The following is a 26,059-nucleotide window of genomic DNA, read 5'->3' on the forward strand; positions in this document are numbered from 1 at the left end:
GGCGTGTGATCCCAGCGGGGAGTGGTTGGGGTAAGAGCGGAGAGAATGGAGGTGGGCTCAGCTCGCCTTGGCGAGCGCCAGACCGAGGCGACGCACCTGTCCGGCCAGGCTGGCGTCGATCACCTGGGATCCGAGGCTCACGACGAAACCGCCGATGAGACTGGGATCAACACTGATGTCGATGTCGACCTTGCCGGTGCCGGCCATGGCCTGCACCTTGCCGGCCAGAGCGGCCTGCTGGGCGTCCGAAAGCTCCTTGGCGGAGCGGACGTGGGCCAGGGTGATGCCCTGCTGTTCCCGGTAGAGCTCCAGGAAGCGCTGCATGACGGCATCAAAGGCCTGCAGGCGCTGGCGATCGGCCAGCACCTTGAGCAGGTTGAGAACAGAGGGGGTCACCTGGTCGCCGACCAGGGTCTTCAGAGCCTTCTTCTTGGCTTCAGGCTCGAGAACCGGCGACATCATGGCCTCGCGGAACTCCTTGGAGCTCTGCCAGATCACAAGCAGCTGCTTGCACTGTTCGGCGACGGTCTCGGACTCGCCGCGGGCCTCGGTCACCTGAAGCAGAGCTTCGGCGTAAGGCGTGGCAAGGGAATTGAGAAGAGGCATCAGCTGTCCTCCAGGTTGGCGATGGAGGCATCGATCAACCGGGCCTGAGCCTGGTCATCGAGCCGTCCGGGCAGATCATTGAGCACCTTGCTGACCGCTTCTAGGGCGGCTTCACGGCGCAGAGCCTCCCGAAGGCGGTTGGCTTCGGAGTCCGCATCAGCGACGGCACCCTGCTTGACAGCCGCCATGGCGGAGATGGTGCGTTGCTCACCCTCGGCGCGAATGGACGCGGCGCGGGTCTTGCCGTCGAGGCGGATCTTGTCGGCCTTCTGCTGAGCTTCAGCCAGATCGGCCTGGGCTTTGGTCAGCTCGGCCGTGGCCGCTTTGAGACGGGTCTCGGCATCCTGCAGGTCCTGAAGGATGGCGGTGCGGCGACTCTCGAGGATGCCGCCCAGGAAACCGCGCAGGAACCAGACCAGCACCGCGATGACGATGGCCAGGTTGACCAGGTTGGTCTCGAGAGGATTGAAGTTCAGAGTCATCAGGCAGCCAGCAGACGGTCAATGATCTTGTTGCTGAGCTGATCCACCTGCCCCTTGAGCTGGGATCGGGCGGATTCGCGTTCGGCTTCGATCACGCGTCGACTCTCCTCTTTGGTGCGGTTGGCTTCGGCTTCAGCCGCAGCCAGCGCTTCGCGGTAGAGACGGTCGACCTCCTGCTCCGCTTCAACGACCAGGGTCTGGGCCGCCTGTCGCGCACCCTTCAGCTGTTCAGCCAGATCGGCTTCAAGCCGTTCCACCTGGGCCAGCTTCTGCTTGGCGTCGGCGCGGCTGGTGGAGATGTAGCCCTCTCGGTCTTCCACGACCTTGCCGACCGGACGGAAGAAGAGGACATTGAGCAGGAAGGTGAGGAGAACCACCTGAACCGCCATCAGCGGCAGGGTGGCATCGAGGTCGAAGAGACCTCCCTCCGGAACACCTGCTTCAGCGAGCAGAAGCCAGGTCATGGAAGGGTGCGCTGGAAAAGGATCGAAACGTGGAGTTCAGATGGAGGGGCCGGAGCCCCTCCTGCTGATCAGCCGGCGAAGGGGTTGGCGAACAGGAGCACCAGAGCCACCACCAGGCCGTAGATGGTCAGCGATTCCATGAACGCCAGGGACAGCAGCAGGGTGCCGCGGATCTTGCCTTCGGCTTCGGGCTGACGGGCGATGCCCTCAACAGCGCCGCCGGATGCGGTGCCCTGACCGATACCAGGACCGATGGCGGCGAGGCCGACTGCCAGGCCAGCAGCCACAACGGAAGCGGCGGAGGTGATGGAATCCATGTTGAGTGGGGTTAGGGGAAGCGCTGAGACGCGCTGAACTGAATGGGCTTGGGGATCGGTTCCCCCCGCGCAGGGACACTCCCGGAAGGAGCGGGCCCGGATGCGTCCGGACCTGCGCGCGGATGTGTTTAGCAGATCGCCGTCAAAAGGCGAAAGGCATGGGAGGCAATTAGTGCGCCTCGTGCAGACCTTCACCGATGTAAAAAGCGGTGAGGGTTGCGAAGATCAGAGCCTGAATGGCGCTGGTGAACAGACCCAGCAGCATCACCGGCAGGGGCACGATCAGAGGCACCAGATACACCAGAACGCCCACTGCCAGTTCGTCGGCCAGGATGTTTCCGAACAGACGGAACGAGAGCGAGAGAGGCTTGGTGAATTCCTCGATGATCTTGAACGGGAGCATGATCGGGGTCGGCTCCACGTACAGCTCGAAGAAGCGCAGTCCCTTGCGGCTCAGTCCGGCATAGAAGTAGGCCAGCGACACCAGCAGGGCCATGGCCACGGTGGTGTTGATGTCGGCCGTCGGTGCGCCGAGCTCACCCTCCGGCAGTTCGACAATCTTCCAAGGGATCAGCGCACCACCCCAGTTGCTCACGAAGATGAACAGGAACAGAGTGCCGATGAACGGCAGCCAGTCGCGGTAGTACTTCTCGCCGATGTTGTCGCGGGCGATATCGCGAATGAAGTTCCAGAGGAACTCCAGCAGGTTCTGCAGACCCAGCGGGTCGCGCTGCATGTTGCGGGTACCGGCCAGAACGAGTGCCAGCAGGATGCCGATCAGGATCCAGGAGCTCAGGAACACCTGGCCATGCAGGTACAGATCGCCGATCTGCCAGTACAGGTGGTGGCCCACTTCCAGTTCGGCGAACGGCAGTGGGAAGGGCAGCAAAGCCATGGGTGCAGAGAGGAGTGCTCAGCTTCAGCGGTCGTCGAAGACGTGCTGAAGAATCAGGGCGGGCTTGTAGAGAAGGAATCCCAGGAAGGCAGGCAGAAGATCGAGCTGGGGGAGCTTGGCAGCGCCGACCACAAGCAGAGTCGGAACCACGAGTTGAAAGCGCCCCAGTCCGCGGGACTGGTCACTGAGCCTGGCCACACTGCGGGCAAGCAGACGCACGTACAGAAGTCCGGCGCAGGCACCCACGAGCACACTGCCGGCCACCGAGAGATTCATGGTGAAGGCCACGATCGGAACCGTGACCAGGGACACCAGAACGGTGGCCAGCAGCAGGCGACGCTGAAGACGGTAGAAATCCTCCAAGCGACGCCTGAAATGGCGCGCGGAATCTATCACGCGTCATCGGAGCTCAGATTCGCGGCAGCAGCAGCTGGCGATCGATCAGATCCCTTATCACAGCTGGATCGCCCAGCTGTCCGAGGGGAGTCTCGGGTTGTTCGCTCACGGCGCGCAGCAGCCTGAGGCCGGCTTCGCTGAGCTGAATCGGCTCCAGGTTGCGGCCCAGGATCGGATCCGGATCCCCCCAGAGACAGGGCTGCCGAAGTGCCGTCGCCGCACGGAGAGCGTCGTGTGTCCACGGCATGCGGTTCAGCGGAGCGGCGGAGAGAAAGAACTCAAAATGGCTGATGTCGGGGTCCAGCTGTTCCACCAGCGCCCACTGCTGCCGCTGCGGCAGGGAACGGGCCCGTTCCAGCAGCTCTCCCTGCAGCAGGCGGGCGGGATCCCAGACCTCCGGGTTGGAGAAGCCGGCGAACTGCAGACCGGCGGTCTCGATGAAGGCGAACAGGCGATCGAGGCTGTAACTGGTCTCCTGCGGATGCAGGTACATGTCAGCGAAATTCGCGTCGGCGGCGCAGTCCACCGCCCAGCGCTCCCGGTGATGGCGCGCCAGGCGGTTTCCCTCCGGAAGCGTCTCCAGCAGCTGCCGTCCCAGCCGCAGGCCCTCGGCTCCGGTGCCGGCTTTCAACAGTTCAAGCGCGGCCTGGGTGCGGTGAATCTCCCAGCGCCCTGCATCCGCATACAGAAAGAGGTGCAGCAGACCATCGGGCGCCAGCAGAGCGGCCAGGGAGCGCAACCCAGCCTCCGGTTGATCCAGATGGTGCAGCACCCCAACGGAATTGATGTAGTCGAAGGGGCCTTCCCCTGACAGATCCAGAAGGCTGCGCTGCTCCTGGCGAAGGGACGCGACCTGGGCCTCGGCACCAGAACGCTGCAGCCGTTCCCGGGCCACCGCGAGGGCGCCGTCGCTGATATCGATACCGAACACCTGGGCACCGGGGTTGAGGTGGCAGAGGTAATCGGTGCTCACACCGGTGCCGCAACCGGCGTCCAGGATCCGCGGGGCCTCGCTGCCTGCCGGAATGCCCCCGTGGACGGCTGCCAGCACACTGCGGTGGCACCAGCGCCAGTTGTATCCCGGAGGTGGGCCGTCCTGCAGCGGATCCCCGGGAAAGGGAAAGCGGTCGTAGAAAGCGCTCACCACAGGGGTGGCGGCATCACTGGGCCCGGAGTCGGCCATGCCTGGTCATTCGCGTGATCCAGAGCTTTTCACAACTTTTGTTCATAGGTCCGCAGGCCTTCATCCCGACAGCCGTAACGTGGCCCGATCCGGCTTGCATCCGTCGATGACAGTGACCGCCAGCAGCGGCAGCCCGCGCGTGTCTCCCCAGCTGTTCGACACCCTGCCGCTCTCCAGCGTCCGTCAGGCCGAGCAGCAGGACCGCTTCCCCGAGCGGGTTGAGCTCGAGAACCTGGTCAATTTCTTCCGCAGCGGTCAGGACCGGATCGAGGCCTCGCGGATCATTGCCGCCAACGCCGAAACGATCGTGGCCCGCGCGGCCAACAGAATCTTTGTGGGCGGAACGCCGCTGTCGTTCCTGGAAGCTCCCCTGAGCACCGGCGAGGTCGGCGGACGTCCCAGTAGAGAGGAGGGAACACCACTGGCGGCCGACCAGGTGGCGTTCGAGCAGTCGGTGCGCACCTTCACCGGTGACGGCGGCACCACCCAGCGCGGCAATTTCCTCACCCGTCTGCTGGACGGCGCCGGCGGTGACGCGGACGTGCGGGTGGTGCTGCCTACAGGCTTCAACGCCATCAGTGTGGCCAAGTACGGCCCAGCCTTCATGCGCAAGTCCGTGCGCGACATGGGCTGGTTCCTGCGCTACGTCGGCTACGCCCTGGTGGCAGGCGATCCCAGCATCCTGGCGGTGAACACCCGGGGGCTGCGGGACATCCTTCTTGAAAACTGCTCCCTGGCCGCCACCAATGTTGCGCTGCAGGAGATGCGAGCGGCCACCGCTCAGCTGCTGCGGGACCGCCCCGAAGCCCGGCAGCTGACGATCGACTGCTTCAACGTGCTGCTCCAGGAGCTGGCGATCCCCACCCCCAGCACCAAGCAGCGGCAGGGCAGCAGCGTGCAGCAGGGTCTGCAGCTTCCGGCCATCTATGCGCTCGCCGCCGAAGGCCGCCAGCTGTTCGAGATGCGTCCCGGCCTGTCCGGTGCCGAAAAGGGCGAGATCATCCGCGCCGCCTACCGCCAGGTGTTCGAGCGCGACATCGTCAAGGGTTATTCCCAGAGCCCCTGCCCCGACAAGGCCAGCCAGGTGACCCAGGGGCAGATCTCCATGCGTGAATTCATCCGCGCTCTCGGCCGCAGCAAGGAATACCGCCAGCAGTTCCACGACGGATTCGTGAACAGTCGCGTGGTGGAACTGGCCTACCGCCACTTCCTCGGCCGCGGCATCAGCTCGCTAGAGGAATTCCGCAAATCCTTCGCCATCCTCAGCGACCAGGGCCTCAACGGTCTGGTGGATGTGCTGGTGAACTCCGCCGAATACGCCCAGACCTTCGGTGAAGAAACCGTTCCCTTCCTGCGGGACCTGGGCACCGAAGCCCAGGAAAGCGCCGGCTGGGGCTCCAACCGCAAGCTGTTCAACTTCAGTGCCCCCTTCGACGGAGCGCCGCAGTACGTCACGCTTTACGCCTCCTACCGGCAACCCTTCGCCGATCAGCACGTCTATGGCGGTGGCAACGATCCGGTGGCCAATCAGTACGGCGCGATCTTCCCCAGTGCCACGGCGTCGGTGAGCACCCGTCCGGCGCCCTACGGCTACGACAGCCGCCGCCTGCTGGTGAGCAACGGCCTGAACAGCCCGGGCCAGCTGGACAGCGCCAGCTTCCGCAGCAGCCGTCCCCGCAAGGTGGGGCCACGGGTGGTGCGCCTGCAGCAGATCGCCACCGGTGGCAACGTCAATCCGAGCCGCGGCGGCCAACCGAGCGTTCGCAACACCGAATCCAGCACCCAGGCTGTGATCAATGCCGTCTACGTGCAGGTGCTGGGCAACGCCGGCTACGCCGGCGAGCGCATGGGCTCGGATGAGGCGCGGCTGGAGAACGGCGACATCTCTCTGCGCGACTTCGTGCGCTGCGTCGCCAGCTCCGATGCGTTCCGCCGCCGTTACTGGAGCGGCCTTTACATCGTTAAGGCGATCGAGGTGATGCATCGCCGCCTGCTGGGCCGGCCCACCTTCGGCCGCTGGGAAATCGATGCCCTGTTCGACACCGCTGCCCGCAAGGGCTTCTACGGCGTGGTCGATGCCCTGATCAACAGCCAGGAATACAACGAAAGCTTCGGTGAGGACACCGTTCCCTTCGAGCGTTTCATCACCCCCGGAGATCTTTCGGTTCGCCGGACGCCCACCTTCAAGCAGGAGGTGAAGAGCTTCAGTTACGACAGCTCCGGCCTGGTGCTTGGCAATCGCCCGGAACCGACGGCTGCTAATCAGTTCCGCAGCAGCGGCAGCGTCACCCAGCGCAACCTCAAGGGTCGGTCCCAGGGGGCTCCTCAGGGCTGGTCCACCATGGCAAGCCGCTTCAGCCAGGGCCCCGATCTGGTGAAGAGCCTGCGGCAGATTCGCCTGGGCGAATCCATCCCGAGCAGAGCGTCCCGCATCCCCAGCAAGGCTGCCGCTCCGCTGACGCCGATGACCGGGGCGCTGGCCATCCAGGGAGCCGAGGGTTACAAGCTGCGCGGCAGTCTTGCCGCCAACCTGACCCTGACCAGGCCCTGCGATGAAAGCGAGCTGCTCACTGTGATCGACGCCACCTACCGGCAGCTGCTGAATCGCATCCCGCTGGACAGCGAACGACTTTGGGAGGCCGAATCGCGACTACGCAATGACGACATCAACCTGAATGGCTTCATCGAGGCGGTCGCCTTGAGTGAGTCCTTCCAGGACCGCCTGTACCGCATGGCCCCGCTGAGAGCGGCATCGGCAGCGAGCCTGGCCCTGCTCGGACGGGCCGCCACCCCCTCGGAAGTCAGCCGCTTCCTCACGGTTCGCGCCGAATCCGGGCAACCCACTGCCGTGATGGAGCTGGTGGAGCAACGGCCTGATGGGGACGAGGTTCCTCGCACCGACGGCATGAACACCCGCTCCGGCGTCAGCCAGGCCACCCTTCAGCGCACCGCCGCCCTGTATCGGGGCAGCGCCGGCATGACCCCTCCCACCGATGGCGCGATCTGAACACAGCCCGACGCGTGACTGATACTTAATGCAACCAATCAGGCGGCCGTTGTTCTCAACTTTCCCGGATGAAGTTTCACTTCGCCGGGTTACTTTTTATGCCGCGGATCCGGCCGCAAGCGCCCAGCAAGACTGCTGCTGCTGCAATGGATCTGTTCACGCCGAAGCCGCCGTGAAGAACTGTTACTCGAGCAAAAATACCGGGGCGTTGGCAGCGCAGAATGCCTCAGCCGACTCCGACGGAACGAGCTCACGACAGTCAGTGTTGACCGTTGTGAACAACTCTCGCTCTTGACGTTTCGCTCCCCAGTCTCAGCCTTTAGTCTGTGACGCGATCCTTCGGGATCACCCCTTATTCACCGGATACCGGCCTCCTACGGGCGGCCGCTTGTTTCGAGGCAGAACTGCATGAGCATCGTCTCCAACTCGATCATCAACGCGGACGCCGAAGCCCGCTATCTCAGCCCTGGCGAACTCGACCAGATCAAGGCCTTCGTGACCGGCGGACAACGTCGTCTTCGCGTCGCCCAGGTTCTGAGCGAGAGCCGTGAGCGCATCGTGAAGCAGGCCGGCGGCCAGCTGTTCCAGAAGCGCCCTGACGTCATCTCTCCCGGCGGCAACGCCTATGGCGAAGAGATGACCGCCACCTGCCTGCGCGACATGGATTACTACCTGCGCCTGGTGACCTACGGCATCGTTTCCGGCGACGTGACCCCGATCGAAGAGATCGGAGTGATCGGCGCCAAGGAGCTCTACCGCTCCCTGGGCACGCCGCTCGAAGCCATGGCCGAAGCCGTGCGTGAGATGAAGACCGCCGCCATGGGTCTGCTGACCGGCGCCGACGCCGAGGAAGCCGGCACCTACTTCGATTACGTGGTGGGCGCTCTGTCCTGATCGCAAGCCCTTCTCCCGACTTCCCGCTCCTCAAACGGATCCATGCAAGACGCCATCACCAACGTCATCAACAAGTCCGACGTCCAGGGCCTGTACCTGGACACGGCTTCGATGAGCAATCTCGAGTCCTATTTCTCCAGTGGTGAACTGCGCGTGCGCGCCGCCGCCACCATCAGTGCCAACGCCTCCGCGATCATCCGCGACGCCGTGGCCAAGGCTCTGCTGTACTCGGACATCACCCGTCCGGGCGGCAACATGTACACCACCCGCCGCTACGCCGCCTGCATCCGCGATCTGGATTACTACCTGCGGTATTCCACCTACGCGATGCTCGCCGGCGACACCTCGATCCTCGACGAACGTGTGCTGAACGGCCTCAAGGAGACCTACAACTCCCTGGGTGTGCCCATCGGCGCCACCGTTCAGGCCATCCAGGCCATGAAGGAAGTCACCGCTGGCCTGGTCGGTCCTGACGCCGGCAAGGAAATGGGTGTGTATTTCGACTACATCTGCTCCGGCCTCGGCAACTGAGGCCCATGCGGTTGTTCAAAGTCACCGCCTGCATCCCCAGCCCTGAAAAGGTGCGGACGCAGCGCGAATTGCAGAACACCTTCTTCACCAAGTGGGTGCCTTACGACAGCTGGTTTGCTGAGCAACAGCGCATTCAGAAGCAGGGAGGCCGCATCATCAAGGTCGAGCTCTGCACCGGCGGCCGGCAGGTCAACGTCGGCAACTGATCACCACAACGATCACCTCAAAAGCCCGGCCCCTGTGGTCGGGCTTTTTTGTTGGCACCAAGGCCATCGTCAGCGCTTGGCGAGCGTGCTCTCAACGAGCGCATCAAGATCCGGCAACGGCGGAGCCTCCGCTTCCGCCAGCCAGAGCACGTACTCGTGGTTGCCGGCCGGGCCGGTGAGCGGCGAGGCAACGATCCCTTGGGGGTTCCAGCCCAGCTCTGTGGCTGCCGTCATCACCAGCTCAATCGCATCGCGGTGGGCAGCCGGGTCGCGCACCACCCCGCCCTTGCCCACACGCTCCTTGCCCACCTCGAACTGAGGTTTCACGAGCACCAGTGCCTCCGGTGTCCGCTCAGCTTCGGGCCTCAGCAACCGCCGCAGAGCCGGAAGAATCAACCGCAGCGAAATGAACGACACATCGGTCACCGCCAAGGAAGGCCAGGGATCGGTCTCGCCATAGAGCTGCGGCGGCTCCAGATGGCGCAGGTTGGTGCGCTCCCGCAGCACCACCCGGGGATCAGTGCGCAAGCTCCAGGCGGTCTGGCCATAGCCCACATCAACGCCGTAGACCCGGCTGGCCCCGTGCTGCAGCAGGCAATCGGTGAAGCCGCCGGTGGAGATGCCGCCGTCCAGGCACACGCGCCCGTTCACCACGATCGGGAAAGCCTTCAGCCCGGCCAGCAGTTTTTCGCCGCCGCGGGAGACGAACCGGGGCGGCTGCTCCACCTGCAGCTCCAGGTCGCCTGAGACCTCCACACCAGGCTTGTCGAGCAGCTGACCAGCTCCATCGCGCACCTTGCCGGCGCGGATCAGCTGCTGCGCCTGCTGACGCGAGGCCGCCAGACCGCGCGTCAGGAGCTGCAGATCAAGCCGCTGTTTTGACGCCATTCCGTCATACAAGCAGAGCCGATCCCGAAGAAAACCGGGGATCCGGCCGGCGGATCCGTTTCTGCCGGGAGGATCTTGCTCAACTCGCCCGACAGGACGTGTCCGACCACCTTCCAACTTCAGCCAAGGTGGTGCCGCTGCTGCGGCCGGGCACCTTCGTGACCCTGGAGAACCAACCCGCCGACCTGCCACCGTTCCAGTTGATTCAATGCCGAGGTGGACGCTGCTGGGTGCGCCAGCAAGCCTGGGGCCAGTATGTGCACTGGGAAGTGGAACACGAACGTCTCAGAGCTGCCTGAGAGCTGCTCCACCAAGGGCAGAAGGCGGTTCATTCTCTTCACTCAATGGCTTGGCAAAGCGACATTCACGCGGCTCAATAGGGCAGCGATGATTCAGCAGGAGCCCTTGGTCACGGCCACCGTTTCACGCCGACGTTCCGCCCGTGATCGGGTGCGACAGCGTCCGGGGCTATTCGAACGCCTGATGCCGCTGCCATGGGAGTTATGGCCGGCGGAAGCACGTCTACTGATCGGTCTGGCCGCCTGCTGGAGCCTGGCCGGACTGGTGATTCTCGGTTCCGCCAGCTGGTGGGTGGCGCTGCGGGAGATGGGGGATGGCGCCTTCTATGTGAAGCGGCAGGCGGTCTGGCTGATCGCCAGCTGGAGTCTGCTGAGCCTCGCCCTCACCACCAACCTGCGCCGGTGCCTGAAATGGTCCGGCCCCGCCCTCTGGATCGGCTGCGTGCTGATCGCCGCCACGCTGGTGATGGGCACCACCGTGAACGGTGCCAGCCGCTGGCTGGTGCTCGGTCCGCTGCAGATTCAGCCCTCGGAGCTGGTGAAGCCCTTCGTGGTGCTGCAGGCCGCCAATCTGTTCGCCCCCTGGAAACGGATCGGCCTGGATCAGAAGCTGCTCTGGCTGTCGAGCTTCGGCGCGCTGCTGCTGCTCATTCTCAAACAGCCGAACCTGTCCACCGCCGCCCTGATGGGCCTCACCCTCTGGATGGTGGCTCTGGCGGCCGGTCTGCGCTGGCGCAGTCTGCTGGGGACGGCCATCGCCGGCGGCGCACTCGGCACCGCCAGCATCCTGATCAACGAATACCAGCGGCTGCGGGTGGTGTCGTTCCTCGACCCCTGGAAAGACCCGATGGGGGATGGCTATCAGCTGGTGCAGAGCCTGCTGGCGATCGGCTCCGGTGGTCTGATGGGTCAGGGCTACGGCCTCTCGACCCAGAAGCTGCAGTACCTGCCGATCCAGAGCACGGACTTCATCTACGCCGTGTTCGCAGAGGAATTCGGCTTCGTGGGATCGCTGATGCTGCTGCTGTTCCTAATGCTGATGGCCTGGCTGGGGCTGCGGGTGGCGCTGCGCTGCCGCAGCAACCAGGCGCGGCTGGTGGCGATCGGCTGCTGCACGATCCTCGTCGGCCAGTCGATCCTGAACATCGCCGTCGCTTCCGGTGCCATGCCCACCACCGGCCTGCCCCTGCCGCTGATCAGTTACGGCGGCAACTCGCTGATGTCGAGCCTGGTGATCCTGGGGCTGCTGATCCGCTGCTCGCTGGAATCCACCGGCCTGATCGGCGGCCGGGCCAGCGGTGCTCCTCGATAGGCTGACTCTCCCAACAACACGGCCCCCCCTGGACCTGCTGCTGCTCTCAGATCTGGCCCAACGCAGCGAGCAGTTGCTGAGCAGTGCCCTGGCGCAGCCCGGTCCACTCACCCTGGCCCTGGTGTTCGCCGGCGGCGCGCTCACCAGCCTGGGGCCCTGTTCCCTGTCTTTGTTGCCGGTGACCCTGGCCTACCTGGCGGGCTTCGAAGACGGACAGACCCCCTTGCGGCGCAGCCTGGCCTTCTGCGGCGGCATCGTCGGCGCCTTGGTGCTGCTGGGCAGCCTCAGCGGCCTGCTGGGCCGCATCTACGGCCAGGTGCCGGCGCTGGTGCCCACCCTGGTGGCGGTGCTGGCGGTGGTGATGGGCCTCAACCTGCTGGGGGTGCTGAAGATCCCCCTGCCCGCCGGCCCCGATCCCGACAGCTGGCGCCAAAAGGTCCCTGCCCCATTAGCGCCAGTGGCCGCCGGCCTGGCCTTCGGGCTGGCGGCATCCCCCTGCACCACGCCGGTGCTGGCGGTGCTGCTGGGCTGGATCGCCCAGAGCGGCCGGCCATTGGTGGGCATCGTGCTGCTGAGCAGCTTCGGATTCGGGCAGGTTCTGCCGCTGCTACTGGCCGGAACCTTTGCCGCCAGCGTGCCCAAACTGCTGGCGCTGCGCCCGATCGGCCGCTGGGTGCCACCAGTGAGTGGCGTGGTGCTGCTGGCCACCGGCCTGGTGACGCTGCTGGCGCGCTGGAGCTGATGCAGAGGCTCCGATGAGACTTCTGGCCGCCTGGCTCTCAGATCTGCGGGTGGCGATCGTGCTGCTGCTGCTGATCGCCCTGGCCAGCGCCGTGGGCACAGGCATTCCCCAAGGGGACCCACCCGCCAGTTATCTGGAGGCCTACGGCGAATCGCCGTGGCTGGGCCTGCTGAACGGCGAACAGGTGCTGCAGCTGCAGCTGGATCACGTGTATTCCAGCGGCTGGTTCCTGGCGCTCTTGGCCTGGCTGGGGCTGGCTCTGATCCTCTGCAGCTGGCGGCGGCAATGGCCGGCGCTGCAGGCGGCCCGCCGCTGGATCGATTACCGAACGCCGCGGCAGCTGAGCAAACTGGCGATCGCCGAGAGCCGGGCCTGCCCGGACCCAGCTGCTGCCCTCGAACGGTTGCGTGTGGTGCTGAAGGCGCGGGGCTGGCAGTTGCAGCCAGGGGATCAACGCCTGGCGGCCCGCAAGGGAGTGGCTGGCCGGGTGGGCCCGCTGCTGGTGCACACCGGCATGGTGCTGCTGATGCTGGGGGCCGTCTGGGGTGCCCTGGCCGGCAACCGACTGGAGCGCTTCCTGGCGCCGGAGCGCTCCCTGGATCTGCTGGCCCGCAATGGTGACAACCAGCTCACCATCACCCTGCAGAACTTCGAGGTGGAGCGGGATGCGGCCGGACGGCCCGAGCAGTTCCGATCCGATCTGCTGCTGGAGGGTCCCAGCGAACGACTGGAACGGGAGATCAGCGTCAACCACCCGCTGCGGCACCGCGGCATCACCATCTATCAAGCGGACTGGTCGCTGGCGGCGATCAACCTCCAGATCGGAGGTAGCCCGGTGCTGCAGCTGCCGCTGCAGACCTTTCCGCAGCTGGGGGATCAGGTGTGGGGCATCGTGCTGCCCACGCGTCCCGATGGCACCGCGCCTGTGCTGCTGAGCCTGGAGAGCGAGCAGGGGCCGGTGCAGGTGTTCGGAGAGGACGGCGAGCGGATCGCGCTGCTGCGGCCCGGCGGCCCGGCGGAGGAGGTGCGCGGGCTGCCGTTGCGGGTGGCCTCGGTGCTGCCGGCCAGCGGGCTGCTGCTCAAGCGTGATCCCGGCGTGCCGCTGGTGTATCTGGGCTTTGCGGTGACGCTGCTGGGAGGCGGCCTCAGCCTGGTGGCCACCCGTCAGCTGTGGGCCATCGCCGCAGACGGCCAGCTGCATGTGGGCGGCCTTTGCAACCGCAACCTGGCGGCGTTTGCTCAGGAGCTGCCGGGGCTGCTGGCCCTCGCTGGAGACACCGCCCCAGAATGAGGGGGTTCATTGCCTGCCCCATGGCCACGTCGCTGACCAGCTCGACGCCGATGCCCTGGGAGCATCCCCAGGCCTTACATCTGCCTGGGGATCTGGGGCCGGGGGTGCAGATCGACGCGCTCAGGGCTGGCCTGGATCAACTGAGCTCCTGTGACGGAATCAGAGCGATGGTGGTGTTCGGATCACGGGCCAGGGGGGAAGCCACTGCCAGCTCCGATTTGGATCTGGCGGTGATCTGTCGGGAGGAGCATTTAGGGGCCGATCGTCGCGGCGAACTCTGGAGCCGGTATCGCAAGGCCCTTGGGGCTATCGGCTGCGGAGTCGATCTGGTGCTTCAAGGCCAAGGCGATGCCGCTCGCTTCTCAGAGTCTCGATGGCACGTGATGAAAGACGTCAGACGCCATGGGGTGGTGATCTATGCCGCCGAGTGAAGACGCTTTGCTGCTGTTGCGCATCGTGGAGCGGCACCTCCGCAGCCTGCGCTTCGGACTGGATGAGGAATTTCCAGCAGAGGACTGGGGCTTCACGGCCCAGCAGGCCTTGGAAAAGCTGCTCAAATGCTGGATTGTTCTGGCCAACCAGGAACCTCCCCGCAGTCATGACTTGGTCGAACTGGCGGCCCTCGCTGAGGTTGATCTGTCCGAGACCCTGCTGGCCTTGCAACCCTTCGCCGTGGAGGCCCGCTACCGCGATGGAGAGTTCCCCCTGCCGGCTCGACGAGAGTTGATCCTGAGCAGCCTCAACGAGCTGGTCAAGGTCTTTCAAGACGCCGCAGAATGCGTCGAAGGCCAAGACCGATGAACAGCCTTGGGCAACTGCGTCAGCTGAGGCATCAACGGTGGCTGGCCCAGCTGCGTCAGGGACTTGAGGCTGTGGTTCAAGCGGATGAACACCGGGATCGTCAGCGTCCCGATCAGATCTACCTGTTCGGCTCCAGAGCCCGAGGCGACTGGGACGGCCTCTCTGACACCGACCTGCTTGTGGTGGCAGCAACCCAAGCAGGGGCCGACGACTGGGCCAACAGCGTGATGGAGAGCGGCCTCGCTGCGGACGTGATCAGCCTGACGCGCCAGGCCTGGTCTGAGCTGCCCAACAGTCCATCGTTGATCTGGCGCCGCGTCGCCCAAGACGCCCAACCACTGCTAGGGCACGGCTTATGAATGCGCGCCCGAATGCCTGGATGTATCAAGCTCAGCAAGACCTGGCCCTGGCTCAGCTCGCCCGAGACAACGGCTTTCAGGCAGCCGCCTGCTTCCACGCCTCCCAGGCCGCAGAAAAAGCCTTGAAAAGCGCCCTTCTGGAGCTGGGGCTGGAACCGCCCTTCACCCACGTGCTGAACACGCTTGTTTTGCAGCTTCAAGACGCTGGGGTCAACACCCAAAACCTGGAACGCCTGGCCCTGAGGCAGCTCAGCCGCATGGCGGTTCAGTCTTGCTATCCGATGGATGCGACACCCGCCTCAGAGCTGTTCGATCAGGAGGATGCCGATCAGGCCTTAACGACGGCAACAGATGTGATCACCATCGTGCAAGCCCTCGCTCAGCAGGGCTGACGGCTGCCGTGGCTCACTCGCACCACGGTGTGGACATTGCCGCGGGGGTTGAAATCCGCCTCCAGCTGCATCCACACCGGGTCCGTCGCCGCCACCAGGTCATCGAGGATGCGGTTGGTCACCTCCTCATGGGAGATCGACTGATCGCGGTAGCTGTTCACGTACAGCTTGATCGCTTTGAGCTCCACCACCCGCGGGCCGGGCTGATAAATCAGGCGCAGCACAGCGAAATCGGGATAGCCGGAGAAGGGGCACTTGCAGGTGAACTCCGGCAGTTCGATCGACACCTCATAGGGGCGGCCGGGCCTGGGATTGTCAAAGCAGATCAGCTCCGCCTCCGCGATCGCCCGCTCGCCGTAGAGCGGAGTGAGGGTCTGTTGATCGGTGGCGGTCAAGGAAAAGCGCTGCTGCGTTGATCAGACCCTAAAAGGCCAGCTTCAGCGCTGTTCTGTAAAGCTCAGCACACCTCCTGGGGCCACCAGCGTCATGCTGGTCGAAGGCCACGAATCAGGATCGTGAAAAAAGTCGAAGCGGTGATCCGACCCTTCAAGTTGGAAGACGTGAAAGTCGCCCTGGTCGAAGCCGGCATCATCGGCATGACTGTGAGCGAAGTGCGCGGCTTCGGGCGGCAGAAGGGCCAAGTGGAGCGTTACCGCGGTTCGGAATTCACCGTGGAATTCCTGCAGAAGCTGAAGATCGAGGTGGTGGTGGAAGACAACCGCGTCGAAGACGTGGTCAGCGCCATTGCGGATGCGGCCCGCACCGGCGAGATCGGCGACGGCAAGATCTTCATCAGCCCCGTGGAGTCGGTGGTGCGCATCCGCACCGGAGATCGCGACAGCTCGGCCCTCTGATCGGAACCCTCCGTTTCATCGAATAAGTTTCTGAAACTGGGTTTGCTCAGATGACTGTGACGCAACCGGCCGCACGCCGCAACCGCCGCCCCAAGAAAAGGGAGCTGTTCTGTCCGGCCCACCCCGAGCAACGCATCCAGGGCAACGGCAAGAAGTACTACCTGCACCTGCTGCAGCCGGAGCAGCTGGAGCAGCGCGGCATTTCAGCCAAAAAGGCGCAACTGATCATCAACGCCTATCCGGTGCTGGTGCTCAGCAACGAATGGCTGGAGGAACTGTTCTGCCCGGAGTGCGGCACCAGCCGTTGGTGCCACGTGATCAAACATGACCGCATCGAGCACACGGTGCGCTGGGCACCCAGAGAACTCTGGGAACAAGTGGCCCACGTGGACCCCAGCGTGGCCAATCCCACGGTGAGCGAATACACCCGCCGCGAAGCACGGCGGCATCAGCACAAGCGGGCCGACGGCAAACGCTTCTACGGCTGACGCCTCTCACGCTGTCAAAGGCAGGCCTTGAGCTCGTCGATCACCTCCACGCCCGCATCATCCGCGCAGGGCAGGTACCAACCGTTGAGCCCCTGGGCGCGGAACTGCAGCAGCAGGTCCAGCGACGGGCGTGTCCCCAGCAACAGCAGCTGCGGCCCTTGATCCGGCTGAAGCGCTCCCAGCCAGGCCAGGGCATGGAGCGTTTCTCCCCCGAAGCCGGCGATCGTCTGAGCGGCTCGGATGGCCGCCACCTGCACCGGCAACGGCTCAGCCAACAGCTCAAGCACCGCCCAGCCGTTTTCGGCCAAGGCAGGCGCCAACGGGTCGTCGTCGCTGTGGGCCAGGTACAAGCGTTCGATCGGTTCAGCGACAGCGCCCTGAGACAGGCGATCAGCCAGGGCCGCAGCAGCCTGCAGAAACACCGGTGTGCAAGCGGCATGCAGCCGGAAGCCGGGCTCTGGGATCAGCACCCGCTCAAGGTGCAGGGCCTCCGGCAGGTGTTGCTCCAGCAGAGGAAAGGTGTGGTGCTCCCGCAGCAGCTGATGCAGCACAGAGCTGTAGACGTCCTGCGGATCACAACCCGGCAGCAGCACCGGCCACCCCAGCAGCGACTCGGGGAGATCCAGCAGAAACGGCCAAAGGAACCCGAGCACCTCAGTGAACAACTCCCCGAAGAGTGAGGCACCTGCCGTGGGCAACCAGACCACCTGCTCCAGGCGGGGAAAACGGCCCAGGGGCTGGCTGAGTTCGATGCGGTGCCGGCGAAGAAACGGCAACTGGCGCTGACGCAGGAAGCGGCTGACGCAGCTGGCCTGGACCACGCGGCCGCTGTGGCCATCGAAAAGACCACCGCTGCCCTTCAGCCAGAGCAGGTCATGGAACTCCAGCAGCTGCGGTGGAGGCAGCAGATCCGTTGGGTAAAGACCCTGCAACTGTTCATAGAGGGCGCTGAGGGGCTGGCGCTGGTGGGCGGTTTCGGCAAAACGGGCGTGCCAGGCCACCAGCTCGTCCTGATGGTCTGCATCCAGCGGATCCCGCAACCAGGAGGCGGCCGCCAGCTCCGAGTCCTGACGCAGGGCGTCGCTCATGCCTTCAGCAGACTCCTGTACAGCTGATCGAGTTCCTGATGCAGCGGTGGCCGCTCGCCGCTGAAGGCGATCAGGGGCTGGGGCGTGGGGTGATCGGCCGCCAACTGCTCCAGCACAGCCGCCAGAGCTTGGGCGTTTCCAGCTGCAACCCGATGGCCGTTCTGGCCGTGCCGGATCGGTTCGGCCATGGCGCCGGCGTCGCTGGCCACCACCCAGAGGCCCGCAGAAAGGGCTTCTCGCGACACCAGGCCATAGCTCTCCGGCCAGATCGAGGGGGCGATCAGCACATCGTGCTGGCTGTAAAAGTCCGCCATCGCCGGCATCGGCAGGCCTGGCCGCACCTCCACCGGCGTTGAGCCCCACTGCAAGCAGTAGCCCTGATCGTTCTCCAGGCTGCCGTCGAGCACGGTGAGCTCAAGGCCGGGTGCCGCAGGTTGAGCCTGCAGCAGCGCCGACTGCAAGACGTGATAACCCTTGTGCAAGCAAAGGCCTCCCACGTAGCAGCAGCGCAGCGGTTGATCAGCGGGACGGCGCTGGCGGGGGCTGACGGGAGGCATCGGCTGCCAGCGGTTCTCCATCACCGTGACCGCTTCGATGCCGGCCTGACGGTGCAGCTCCGCGAAGGAGTCCGACACGGCGATCCGCGCTGCCGCCCCCTGCAGCAGCTGCTCAAGCTCCTGGCGGCGCTGGCGTTCACGCTCCAGCTGCTCCGGGGAGATGCGATCGGGAACATCGTGGTGACCGATCGGATCGCTTAGATCCACCGGCCGGCCCAGGGGGGTGAGCAGAAACTGGCGGGGGGAGAGCCACCAGCCGTCGTGCAGGGTGACGGCATAGGGAATGCCCAGCTCCGCAGCGACGCGCAGGGGGCCGCCCCCCAGCACCTGAATGGCATGGGCATGGATCAGATCAAACTCCTCCTGGGCGAACCACCAGCGGCAGAGCTGCTCGACGCGTGGGTCGTGATGTTCGCTCCAAGGGCGTTCCGGCAAAGCCAGACGCACCACGCGCACGCCGTTCCAGCTGTGGATCTGCAGCGGAATCAGTCCTGGCTTCAGCCAGGCTTCCGGATCATGGGGGGGAGCTGGCAACTGCCAGGGTTCGTCTTCCGTGCAGAGCACGGTGATCTCCCACTGATCGCCCAGGTGCTCGGACAGGGCCTGCACCTGGTCCTGTGCCACCCGGGTGGCACCACCGATTGACTGTGGCGCAAAGAAGACATTGAGCACCAACAGTTTTTTGCGGTGTTGTGCGGGTTGGGCAGCTTCAGCAGGCTCAATCAAAGGCCGCCAGAAGGCTTCGGACTGATGAGGGCCGAACAGCTCTTGGGCATGCTGCTGAGCACGCTTGGCCAAGGCACGGCGGGCAGCCGGGTCAGCCAACAGCTGCTCCACCGCCTCCAGCCACTGCTCTGTTCCCCTCGCGAAGCGGGCATGGACGCCGTCCTCCAGCAGCTCGGTGAAGGTGGCAGTGGGGCTGAGCACACTGGCCAGACCACAGAGGCTGAACTCCATCCAGCGGATGGCGCTCTTGGCATCGGTGTGCAGGCCGGGCTCCAGGGCCGCCAGGCCAATGTCCGCTACCCCCAGCCGCTGCACATAGGTGGCGTAGTCGCTGAAAGGATGGCAGCGGATGCGCTCAGCAAAGGGAAGCAGCACCAGCGGCAGCTGCAGCTCGCCAAGCAGGTCCAGCTGCAGCTGCGGGTGACGACAAAGAAGCTTCGCCAGAGCTGGGGCGAGCACCTCAATCCAGATCTGTTTGTGGGCGCTGGTGCCGCTGGCCACCACCAGGCGAGGGGAGCGGGGGCTGCGGCGGGGCAAGCGCTGGGCGGCCTGGAGATCTGGAGGAATCAGGTTGGCAAGCTGCAGCACCGGCTGGCCGGGGTTCAACTGCCGCCAGCGATCAGCCAGCGAGCCCGTGCTGACGATCGCCCCATCGCAGGCACGCATTGCGGCGGCGAAGAGAGGCACATCCAGTTGCAACAGGCGGTGCTGCAACGGTGTGATCGTGCCGCCATAGCTTGCCAGGGGAGGGATGCCATGGTCTGGATCAACGACGAGATCGTCGAGGTCATACCAACTTGGGATGCCGGCGTGACTCGCTGCAGCCATGGCCCCGAGAACTGATGCGGTGGCGGGGAGGCGGCAGACGATCAGGGCATCGGCCCAGAGCAGTGCTTCGCTCCAGGACTGGTCCGCCAAGGCGTCCTGCAAAACAACCCGGACCTCACAGCCCAGGGCTTCCAGCTGCTGGCGTTTCTGATCGACCCGGTAAAGGAAACACTGGGGCAGGTCGTCGCTCGCCAGCAGAAGCCAGCGGCGTCTAGGTCGCTGATGCCATGGCAGAGGATCTCTGATAGCGATCAGCAGTTGAACGTCACACCAGAGCTGATCAAGCCCCTGACATCGCCGCTGCATGGCTTCGCTCAGCAGCTCCGCAGCGGGGTGGACCACCAGCAGCGGCAGATGGTTGAGCAGAGCATCGCTGGCTTCCTGCAGGCGCGCCCTCGCCGTACGGTCGCTGCCAGCGTCACAAACAACAGATGGCCGGGGGCTATCGCTATCCCGACACTGCTTCAACTTCTTCATCAAGGAGGTCTGACGCTGTTGAGCCGGCAGCAAGGACGGCAGGGCGGAAAGGATCGCCGTTAACAGCTGACGGCAACGGTGTTGATCGGGATGGGGCTGGCGCTCAAGATGGGAGGCGAGCTGCTCGAGGAACGGTTCCAGCCAGCTGCTCCAGAGGCTGCGCTCGGTGAGGGACGCCTGCTGCCAGAGCAGGTTTTGCAGCTCAGGCAAGCACGGATTGATGGGCTGGGGCGATGGCTCGATCAACTCCAATGCCGCCAGAGCAATCCAGGCGATGCGGCGGGGAATCGGATTGGCCAGGGCCGCCGGATCGGGGGTGACGGTGGCGAGGGCCTGCAACCAGCAACGCGCCTCAGAGAACTTCTTAGCCAGCAGCAGACCACCGGTGATCTGGAGCCACTCCCGCAACAGCGATTCGGGAAGGCGAGGAGAATCCTCAAGAGCAAGCGCTGCAATTTGAGCAGCCTCATCTGCAGGCTCAGCAACCCTGACCTGCCCCAACGCCCGCTTGGCGATGACTACGGGATTGATACTGGTGTGCAGCGGTTGCAGCACTTTGATGGCATGTTCAGGCTCACCGATCGCGATCAGCACTGTCGCCAGCTCAAGGAGGGCAGGCTGCAGGCCCGGCTGAAGAGCCAAAGCCCTTTTCAGGGCGCTACAAGCATCTAGCCACTGCTGCTGGCGTACCAGGGCAGCTCCAAGCAAGTACTGATAGGCAGCTCTTTCGCTCGCAAGGGACGCCGCCAAGGCCAGCTGCGGAACAGCCTCGGCCGTTCTGCCAGCAATCAGGGCAACCTTGCCGCGCCAATGGGCGATGGCTGCGCTGTGCTCTTGAGGGCAGGATTGCGGCAGCCTGTTCAAGGCATCAGCAAGCTGTGCGAAGGCCTGTTGGCGATCCAGCTCAACAAGCCATTGAACTTTAGTTACCCAGTACTGGTCCATGCCAGTAATTCTCGATCAGCGAAGGCCTGCGACTTGGGATCTCAATCACAGCAGCCAGCGCAGGTCGCGCCTGAGCTCTCTGGCCGTACGAAAGCCGTCGTTCAAGCGTTACTCCAGTTCAGCAGGGGTGAGCACCAGGGCATCACAACTGAAGGGAAGATCGGCCAGCGGCTATTGCTGCAGACGCTCAACTTGCCCCCCGCTGGCTGCAGCATCCACCAGGATCAGTTCGAGGTCACTGCCAAAGGCGCCATACGCATTGAGGCTGCAACCACCCCTGGCGGCGAATCAACGCCGGATCGAGCAGGTCTTCCGCCCAAGGCCGCAAGGGACCACGCAGCCAAGGGGCAATGGGCAACGCAAAGCCTGCTTTAGGGCGATCAATTAAGGAACGGGGCACATGGCGATCGAGCAGCTGACGCAATGCCCACTTGCCAACGCCGTATCGCAATTTCAAGTTTAAAGGCAACTGCCAAGCCAGGGAGGCCACACGATGATCAAGAAAAGGAGCGCGGGTTTCCAGGCTGGACGCCATCGCCGCCCGGTCCACCCTCACCAGGATGTCGTTGGGCAGATAGGCGTTGGTATCAGCAAGCATCAACTGCTCAGCGGCCGATGGGGCCTCAGGCAGCGAGCAACCCTGGAACAATTTGCCCAAGCCCCAGCGATGTTGAGAGCAGCGCAGATAGAAGGCTGCCTACTGCGCAAGCCAGTGCTGCAAGCGGGCATCGTCTTTGTTGAGCAGGTAGGACTTGATCCGCTCGCTATGCAGCGACTCGTAGACCGCCAGGGTCTGCGCCACCACCGCTTCTTCTGAGAAGCGGTGGTGAACGAGATGGCGACCGGCCTGCAGGCGGGTGAGGAGCTGACCGGCGGCATGGTCGGCCAGCAGCTGATCAAAGCAGTGCAGGTAGTCACCGGGGTCATCGTCTTCCGCGATGTACACCGTGCTGGCATCGAAGATGCCACAGGTGGCGGCGCGGGAGCTGATCACCGGAATGCCAAGGACCAGGGCTTCAGCCACTGACCTTGGCATTCCTTCCCCGTAGTTGGAGGGCACCACCAGCACGGGGTAGGGGACCTTCAGGTGCAGCAGCGGGTCGCGTTGACTGCCTGAAAACACCACGTTGGGATGCTGGCGTTGCAGGTCGGGGAGTTCGGCGCTGAGCAGGGAGTCGCGGCTTGAGGGATCGATACCGCCAAAAACGGTGAAATGCTGAGCGGCCAGCAGGTCTGCGACCTCCAGAAAGGTGACGATCCCCTTGGAGCGCAGCAAGCGGCCGCAAAACAGCAACTCACAGGTGGGAACAGTGCAGTGTCGCGGGCCTAGAGGTTGACTCCACCAATGATTGGGCAGGTCGTTCACCGAGTTGTGGGCACCAGCGGTTGGAGCGAGGTAAGCACCTGGGACACCTGAGCCGGGGATCAGATAATTGCGGCTGGTGGACAGATGGGGGAGCGCTGCCTCAAAGAGCGATCGATCGATGGGGTTCTGGAAAATAAAGGCAGTGCGATCGGGAGCCGTGCCCCAGCGCCAGCGGGAGCGCCGTTGGCGCACGGAAAAGAAGGCAATGCTGCGCAGAACGAATACAAAGGCCAGCCGTGAGGGCCCCCTGGCCTTGGACAAACGTCCCATGCCTGCAAAGGAGAGCACGCAGGGAATCCCGAAAATGGCTGTGACGACTGCAGCCAGCAGGTTGGCCTTGAGGGTGTGGGAGTGCACCAGCCGCGGCTTGATCGCCCGCACCAGGAACAGCATCCGCAGAAAGGAGATGCCGAAGAAGAAGGGATTGGCATCGGTGCTGCGGTGAATGCGCCAGGGGATGTGGATCAGCAGCCTGGAGAGTTCAGGCGTAGAGGAATCCACCGGCGAGATGGCCACTACGTGCTGGCCGTCCTGCTGCAGGCGCTGAAGCAGCAAATGACGGTAGTGGGCCAAATACCAGCTGCTGTTAGCTACCACCAACAGGGGGCGAGAACATTGGGGGCCGAAGACTGGCATAGGAGAAAAATCTGGCAGCAGAGGGGTTACAAGAAGTCGAATAACAGGTTTCGGTAGGGGAGCCAGGCAGAGGCATGAGCCGCAAAAAACAGCCAGACCAGTAGCACCGCCAGGGAGAAAAAGATCAGCAGGTGGTTCCACGTGCCAGGGGAGATGCCAAACAGGCGGGTATCGGGCACGCGGCTTCCCACGAACAGCTGCAAGGGAATGAGGTAAAGGACGAGGCGATCCACAGCGGTGGAGGAGGCCACCGTGAAAAGGCCAATGGCAGCGGCCACAGCCATCAGGCTGAGCAGGGTCCAGATGCGCTGCACATCAGGGATAAGCTGGAAACCGCGGCGGTTCAACAAAAACGCCACGGCCGGCAATAGGCATAGGGCGACACGGATCAGGGCACCTTGGGATTGGTATTCCGCTTCCAGATAGCCCTGCACGTAGTAGTCGAGGTTGGGAGCGATCACAGCCGAATAAAGCCCATAGGCCGCACCAGCGAGCAGGCCAAAGCGGATCAGCTGCGAAAAGCGCAGGGATCCAGACAGGGTGGAAGCAGGCAACACAAGGAGCACCAGCACGGTGCGGTGAAAGGTGGCGGCCAGCGCAATCCAAGCCAAAAACTGCAACAACTTGTTGTTCTGCAGTGCAAGCAGAGCAAGCATCTCTACAGCGATGGCCACCCCCTGGCGCGAATACCCCATCGCCACCACGACGATCAGATAAGGAAAAGCTAGGCAAAGGGCCAACCAGGGGCGTGGCTGGGCGCGACAGAAGAGCAGCAGGCCGATCGAGAACACCAGGCCGCTGAGCGTATTAACAAGAAACAAGCTGCCGCCCCAGTTGGCACCGATCCAATTGAGCAGGCCCCAGCCGGGCTCTGATTCAAGGAAGACCTCAGCAAAGGGCAGGCCGATCGAGCGCTCGATGTAGAAAAGATAGTTGAACCAATCGGCCCCCACCTCCAGTCGCAGGCCGATCAGCAGGGTGAGGGAAGCGCCAAGTGCCAGCAGGGTGAGGCCAGCAATACGGCGGGCATTGCCGAGGCCAGCGCTGGCGAGGATGCCCCAGTAGAGAAGGTAGGGAAGCATAAATTCTTAGCTGGGCTTAAGGCGCTGCGCTGCATGCTGCATCAGGCGAAGTGACCAGACTTCCACAGAACGGAAATAAAGCACAGCAGCCAGCAGAGCCAGGAGCACCAGCAACAGAGCGGCGGCAGCTTCCGGCAGGGATAAACGCACTGCCAAACGAATCGCCAGCGACTGGATTGGATTGTGGAGCAGCTAGAGACCGAAGGAGACCACACCAACCCCAGCCATGGTGCGAAGAGCTAGAAGCTGATCGAAATCTCGCAGCCAACTGAACAGGATCAGCGCCGAGAGCACCAGCAGCAAACCAAAGCGATAAACGAGCGCTGTTTGCAAGGGCAATAGCAGCAGCAACAAAGCGATCGACAACAAGCCGAACTGCAGCGGGCCGGAACTGCCGCGGACTGCCATCTGGGGCCAGCGCTGAGTGGCCAGCAAAGCCACAGCACATCCCATACTGAACTCTTATAATATAACTCGAGGAAGTAATTAACGTAGCAGAAATAGTCTTGACTGAAAATGAATGGAACTCTGCAAAAAGCATATAAAAATGGTAGAGGCGTTCGGAAAGAAAACACATTTACAAACACACGAATCAAACACAATGCAGAAATTAAGCAATAATTAATAAAAACAAGACTTTAAAAAACGATATACTTGAAATTTTACACAATGAAGACTACATTGGAATGTGAACCTATCAAAAAACAACAAAGCAAATCATCTAAGATTTTAGAAGACAACCAAAGCAATACTAGCAGAACTCACAAGAATAATAAGATACCCATTAAAAGAAGCTTTCAAGCCTATTGCAATCATCCAAAGAAGTTTAGGGAAACTAAAGATTACTCATAATGTATTCATTTTATTGCTGACATGAAAGCCTAGAGATTGGAAAACAGAATCCCATCGAGAAAGTTGTTTAGATTCTGAAAACTCTCGATCTACATATGCCTTACCTGAGATACCAGCCTGCTGACGAAGGTCTTGATCACAAATAAGCTTTGAAAGGATCGAAAGCCAATCAGCCTCATCCTTGGCTGTGTAATTGAGATTTGCAGCAGCCATTGCACGAACATAAGCTGGAGAAGGTGACGTAACAACTGGCATTCCCATACGCCAAAGCAACAATAATTTGTTTTCAGGCTTACCAGCCGCAAAAGAATCCGACAAATCAAGAGGAATCACAGCAAGATCACACGAACAAATAATGTCTGCACAATTTGACTGTATCCATTCATGAAAATAAATATTTGGCGTGATACTTTGTACGGCTTGATAAGTGTTGACATGCCAGAATTTTCCAAGGTATTTTTTATAAGTTGGGTCTGTAATGATGTGAAGCTCAATAGGAAACTGTTTACTCAAACAATCCAACACTGGTTTTAAAATTTTTAAAGTCACAGCATTCTGTGGAAGCCCCTCCCAAACCAAACGAAAAGGGCGACTACTTATATAGTTAGTCTTTACTTTACGAGCTACATCCATATGAGAATCTAAAATTACATGTGAATTACTGCAGAATTTTGAGATGTCTGTACTCTGCTCAGAAGTTGAACATATAACCGCATCAGAACGAACACACATATCTTCAATGGAATTCCAATAGTTAAATCTTAAATATTTATTTTGACCAGAAATATATTTCGCAGGGCCTCGAAGCCAACCCTTAAGATTTGTCTTAGGTATAGCAAGATAGGAATCAATCAGATCATAAACAATTCTTGTAGATGGCGAGCAATGTTTGGACCAAAAGGTAATATCAGCGCTTTGAGTAAGAACAACAATATCATATTCTTTAGAAGCATTAGCTATTTCAAATTTGATGTTTCTTTTGGAGGCATAGTACGGAAATCTACGCTTATCCCCTGGGCTCATCAGTGAATTACTACTGGGTACATAACCAATACGAGCATTATGCAATCCTATTTGCTTAACGTGTTCCATGAA

Annotated in this window: 31 protein-coding genes; 14 read left to right on the forward strand and 17 right to left on the reverse strand. The window is 62.5% G+C overall.

Translation table 11 applies throughout. The features are described 5' to 3' along the window. Window positions 1-57: 57 nt before the first annotated feature. The 7 genes from atpH to SynA15127_RS10760 all read right to left on the reverse strand — a co-directional run bounded on the left by atpH (window position 58) and on the right by SynA15127_RS10760 (window position 4,343). Entirely contained in the window at window positions 58-606 is a 549-nt protein-coding gene (atpH, locus tag SynA15127_RS10730) for an ATP synthase F1 subunit delta (protein ID WP_186484096.1), read from the reverse strand. After that, on the reverse strand, window positions 606-1,088 hold the full coding sequence (locus SynA15127_RS10735) for a F0F1 ATP synthase subunit B (RefSeq protein WP_043692695.1): 483 nt from the start codon (window positions 1,086-1,088) through the stop codon (window positions 606-608). The genes atpH and SynA15127_RS10735 overlap by 1 nt, the downstream gene beginning before the upstream one ends. Further along, the gene (locus SynA15127_RS10740) at window positions 1,088-1,552 is read right to left on the reverse strand and encodes a F0F1 ATP synthase subunit B' (RefSeq protein WP_043692698.1); all 465 of its coding nucleotides are present in this window, start codon (window positions 1,550-1,552) and stop codon (window positions 1,088-1,090) included. The genes SynA15127_RS10735 and SynA15127_RS10740 overlap by 1 nt, the downstream gene beginning before the upstream one ends. A gap of 68 nt (window positions 1,553-1,620) precedes the next feature. Beyond that, window positions 1,621-1,869, reverse strand: a complete 249-nt coding sequence (gene atpE / locus SynA15127_RS10745; RefSeq protein ID WP_006851467.1) for an ATP synthase F0 subunit C — start codon at window positions 1,867-1,869, stop codon at window positions 1,621-1,623. A gap of 169 nt (window positions 1,870-2,038) precedes the next feature. After that, the gene (gene atpB / locus SynA15127_RS10750; protein ID WP_043692703.1) at window positions 2,039-2,764 is read right to left on the reverse strand and encodes a F0F1 ATP synthase subunit A; all 726 of its coding nucleotides are present in this window, start codon (window positions 2,762-2,764) and stop codon (window positions 2,039-2,041) included. A 24-nt stretch (window positions 2,765-2,788) separates the two neighbouring features. Beyond that, window positions 2,789-3,127, reverse strand: a complete 339-nt coding sequence (locus SynA15127_RS10755; RefSeq protein ID WP_043692706.1) for an ATP synthase — start codon at window positions 3,125-3,127, stop codon at window positions 2,789-2,791. Between the two features lie 46 nt (window positions 3,128-3,173). Further along, complete coding sequence (locus SynA15127_RS10760; protein ID WP_186484097.1) at window positions 3,174-4,343, reverse strand: bifunctional 2-polyprenyl-6-hydroxyphenol methylase/3-demethylubiquinol 3-O-methyltransferase UbiG; 1,170 nt, start codon at window positions 4,341-4,343, stop codon at window positions 3,174-3,176. Between the two features lie 106 nt (window positions 4,344-4,449). Here SynA15127_RS10760 and SynA15127_RS10765 point away from each other — a divergent pair, with 106 nt between their 5' ends. The 4 genes from SynA15127_RS10765 to SynA15127_RS10780 all read left to right on the forward strand — a co-directional run bounded on the left by SynA15127_RS10765 (window position 4,450) and on the right by SynA15127_RS10780 (window position 8,981). Further along, entirely contained in the window at window positions 4,450-7,350 is a 2,901-nt protein-coding gene (locus SynA15127_RS10765) for a phycobilisome rod-core linker polypeptide (protein ID WP_186484098.1), read from the forward strand. 408 nt (window positions 7,351-7,758) lie between these two features. Beyond that, window positions 7,759-8,244, forward strand: coding sequence for an allophycocyanin (locus SynA15127_RS10770; RefSeq protein ID WP_186484099.1), 486 nt, complete (start codon window positions 7,759-7,761; stop codon window positions 8,242-8,244). 42 nt (window positions 8,245-8,286) lie between these two features. Next, entirely contained in the window at window positions 8,287-8,775 is a 489-nt protein-coding gene (gene apcB, locus SynA15127_RS10775; RefSeq protein ID WP_038546575.1) for an allophycocyanin subunit beta, read from the forward strand. Window positions 8,776-8,780: 5 nt separating this feature from the next. Next, window positions 8,781-8,981: a phycobilisome linker polypeptide gene (locus SynA15127_RS10780; RefSeq protein ID WP_007098856.1), complete on the forward strand. Its 201-nt coding sequence runs from the start codon at window positions 8,781-8,783 to the stop codon at window positions 8,979-8,981. A 69-nt stretch (window positions 8,982-9,050) separates the two neighbouring features. On the opposite strand, the gene SynA15127_RS10785 is transcribed toward SynA15127_RS10780, so the two are convergent. Then, the gene (locus tag SynA15127_RS10785; RefSeq protein ID WP_186484100.1) at window positions 9,051-9,869 is read right to left on the reverse strand and encodes a TlyA family RNA methyltransferase; all 819 of its coding nucleotides are present in this window, start codon (window positions 9,867-9,869) and stop codon (window positions 9,051-9,053) included. A gap of 98 nt (window positions 9,870-9,967) precedes the next feature. On the opposite strand from SynA15127_RS10785, the gene SynA15127_RS10790 reads away from it, so the two are divergent. The 8 genes from SynA15127_RS10790 to SynA15127_RS10825 all read left to right on the forward strand — a co-directional run bounded on the left by SynA15127_RS10790 (window position 9,968) and on the right by SynA15127_RS10825 (window position 15,065). After that, complete coding sequence (locus tag SynA15127_RS10790; protein ID WP_043692727.1) at window positions 9,968-10,168, forward strand: hypothetical protein; 201 nt, start codon at window positions 9,968-9,970, stop codon at window positions 10,166-10,168. Window positions 10,169-10,256: 88 nt separating this feature from the next. Further along, window positions 10,257-11,480: an FtsW/RodA/SpoVE family cell cycle protein gene (locus tag SynA15127_RS10795; RefSeq protein WP_186484101.1), complete on the forward strand. Its 1,224-nt coding sequence runs from the start codon at window positions 10,257-10,259 to the stop codon at window positions 11,478-11,480. A gap of 28 nt (window positions 11,481-11,508) precedes the next feature. Continuing rightward, window positions 11,509-12,222, forward strand: a complete 714-nt coding sequence (locus tag SynA15127_RS10800) for a cytochrome c biogenesis CcdA family protein (protein ID WP_186485705.1) — start codon at window positions 11,509-11,511, stop codon at window positions 12,220-12,222. A gap of 13 nt (window positions 12,223-12,235) precedes the next feature. After that, on the forward strand, window positions 12,236-13,513 hold the full coding sequence (locus tag SynA15127_RS10805) for a cytochrome c biogenesis protein ResB (RefSeq protein WP_186484102.1): 1,278 nt from the start codon (window positions 12,236-12,238) through the stop codon (window positions 13,511-13,513). 20 nt (window positions 13,514-13,533) lie between these two features. Next, window positions 13,534-13,944, forward strand: a complete 411-nt coding sequence (locus SynA15127_RS10810) for a nucleotidyltransferase family protein (protein WP_255475481.1) — start codon at window positions 13,534-13,536, stop codon at window positions 13,942-13,944. Next, window positions 13,931-14,314, forward strand: coding sequence for a HEPN domain-containing protein (locus SynA15127_RS10815; protein ID WP_186484104.1), 384 nt, complete (start codon window positions 13,931-13,933; stop codon window positions 14,312-14,314). Before SynA15127_RS10810 ends, SynA15127_RS10815 begins: the two co-directional genes overlap by 14 nt. Continuing rightward, window positions 14,311-14,673, forward strand: a complete 363-nt coding sequence (locus SynA15127_RS10820; protein WP_186484105.1) for a nucleotidyltransferase domain-containing protein — start codon at window positions 14,311-14,313, stop codon at window positions 14,671-14,673. Before SynA15127_RS10815 ends, SynA15127_RS10820 begins: the two co-directional genes overlap by 4 nt. Continuing rightward, entirely contained in the window at window positions 14,670-15,065 is a 396-nt protein-coding gene (locus SynA15127_RS10825) for a HEPN domain-containing protein (protein WP_186484106.1), read from the forward strand. Before SynA15127_RS10820 ends, SynA15127_RS10825 begins: the two co-directional genes overlap by 4 nt. Here the strand turns inward: SynA15127_RS10825 and queF are convergent. After that, window positions 15,053-15,460, reverse strand: coding sequence for a preQ(1) synthase (gene queF, locus SynA15127_RS10830; protein WP_043692737.1), 408 nt, complete (start codon window positions 15,458-15,460; stop codon window positions 15,053-15,055). The genes SynA15127_RS10825 and queF overlap by 13 nt on opposite strands. Window positions 15,461-15,580: 120 nt before the next feature. Here queF and SynA15127_RS10835 point away from each other — a divergent pair, with 120 nt between their 5' ends. Then, entirely contained in the window at window positions 15,581-15,919 is a 339-nt protein-coding gene (locus SynA15127_RS10835; protein ID WP_043692739.1) for a P-II family nitrogen regulator, read from the forward strand. Window positions 15,920-15,969: 50 nt separating this feature from the next. Next, window positions 15,970-16,407 carry a hypothetical protein gene (locus tag SynA15127_RS10840; protein WP_186484107.1) on the forward strand — a complete coding sequence of 146 codons (438 nt, stop codon included), beginning with the start codon at window positions 15,970-15,972 and terminating at the stop codon, window positions 16,405-16,407. A 14-nt stretch (window positions 16,408-16,421) separates the two neighbouring features. Here SynA15127_RS10840 and SynA15127_RS10845 read toward each other — a convergent pair whose 3' ends face one another. From SynA15127_RS10845 to SynA15127_RS10880, 8 genes are all read right to left on the reverse strand, one after another. Further along, on the reverse strand, window positions 16,422-17,495 hold the full coding sequence (locus SynA15127_RS10845) for a hypothetical protein (RefSeq protein ID WP_186484108.1): 1,074 nt from the start codon (window positions 17,493-17,495) through the stop codon (window positions 16,422-16,424). Then, the gene (locus tag SynA15127_RS10850; protein WP_186484109.1) at window positions 17,492-21,028 is read right to left on the reverse strand and encodes a glycosyltransferase; all 3,537 of its coding nucleotides are present in this window, start codon (window positions 21,026-21,028) and stop codon (window positions 17,492-17,494) included. The genes SynA15127_RS10845 and SynA15127_RS10850 overlap by 4 nt, the downstream gene beginning before the upstream one ends. 235 nt (window positions 21,029-21,263) lie before the next feature. After that, the gene (locus SynA15127_RS10855) at window positions 21,264-21,626 is read right to left on the reverse strand and encodes an asparagine synthase C-terminal domain-containing protein (protein WP_186484110.1); all 363 of its coding nucleotides are present in this window, start codon (window positions 21,624-21,626) and stop codon (window positions 21,264-21,266) included. 99 nt (window positions 21,627-21,725) lie between these two features. After that, window positions 21,726-23,030: a glycosyltransferase gene (locus SynA15127_RS10860; RefSeq protein WP_255475482.1), complete on the reverse strand. Its 1,305-nt coding sequence runs from the start codon at window positions 23,028-23,030 to the stop codon at window positions 21,726-21,728. Between the two features lie 26 nt (window positions 23,031-23,056). Then, entirely contained in the window at window positions 23,057-24,112 is a 1,056-nt protein-coding gene (locus SynA15127_RS10865) for an EpsG family protein (protein ID WP_186484112.1), read from the reverse strand. A gap of 6 nt (window positions 24,113-24,118) precedes the next feature. Continuing rightward, window positions 24,119-24,268, reverse strand: coding sequence for a hypothetical protein (locus SynA15127_RS10870; RefSeq protein WP_186484113.1), 150 nt, complete (start codon window positions 24,266-24,268; stop codon window positions 24,119-24,121). 36 nt (window positions 24,269-24,304) lie between these two features. Next, window positions 24,305-24,520 (reverse strand): hypothetical protein, encoded by a 216-nt coding sequence (locus SynA15127_RS10875; RefSeq protein WP_186484114.1) that lies wholly within the window; start codon window positions 24,518-24,520, stop codon window positions 24,305-24,307. 438 nt (window positions 24,521-24,958) lie between these two features. After that, complete coding sequence (locus SynA15127_RS10880) at window positions 24,959-26,056, reverse strand: hypothetical protein (RefSeq protein WP_186484115.1); 1,098 nt, start codon at window positions 26,054-26,056, stop codon at window positions 24,959-24,961. Window positions 26,057-26,059 lie beyond the last annotated feature (3 nt).

Origin of the sequence: Synechococcus sp. A15-127 (assembly GCF_014280215.1) — a bacterium.
In the GTDB taxonomy this organism is placed as follows: domain Bacteria; phylum Cyanobacteriota; class Cyanobacteriia; order PCC-6307; family Cyanobiaceae; genus Parasynechococcus.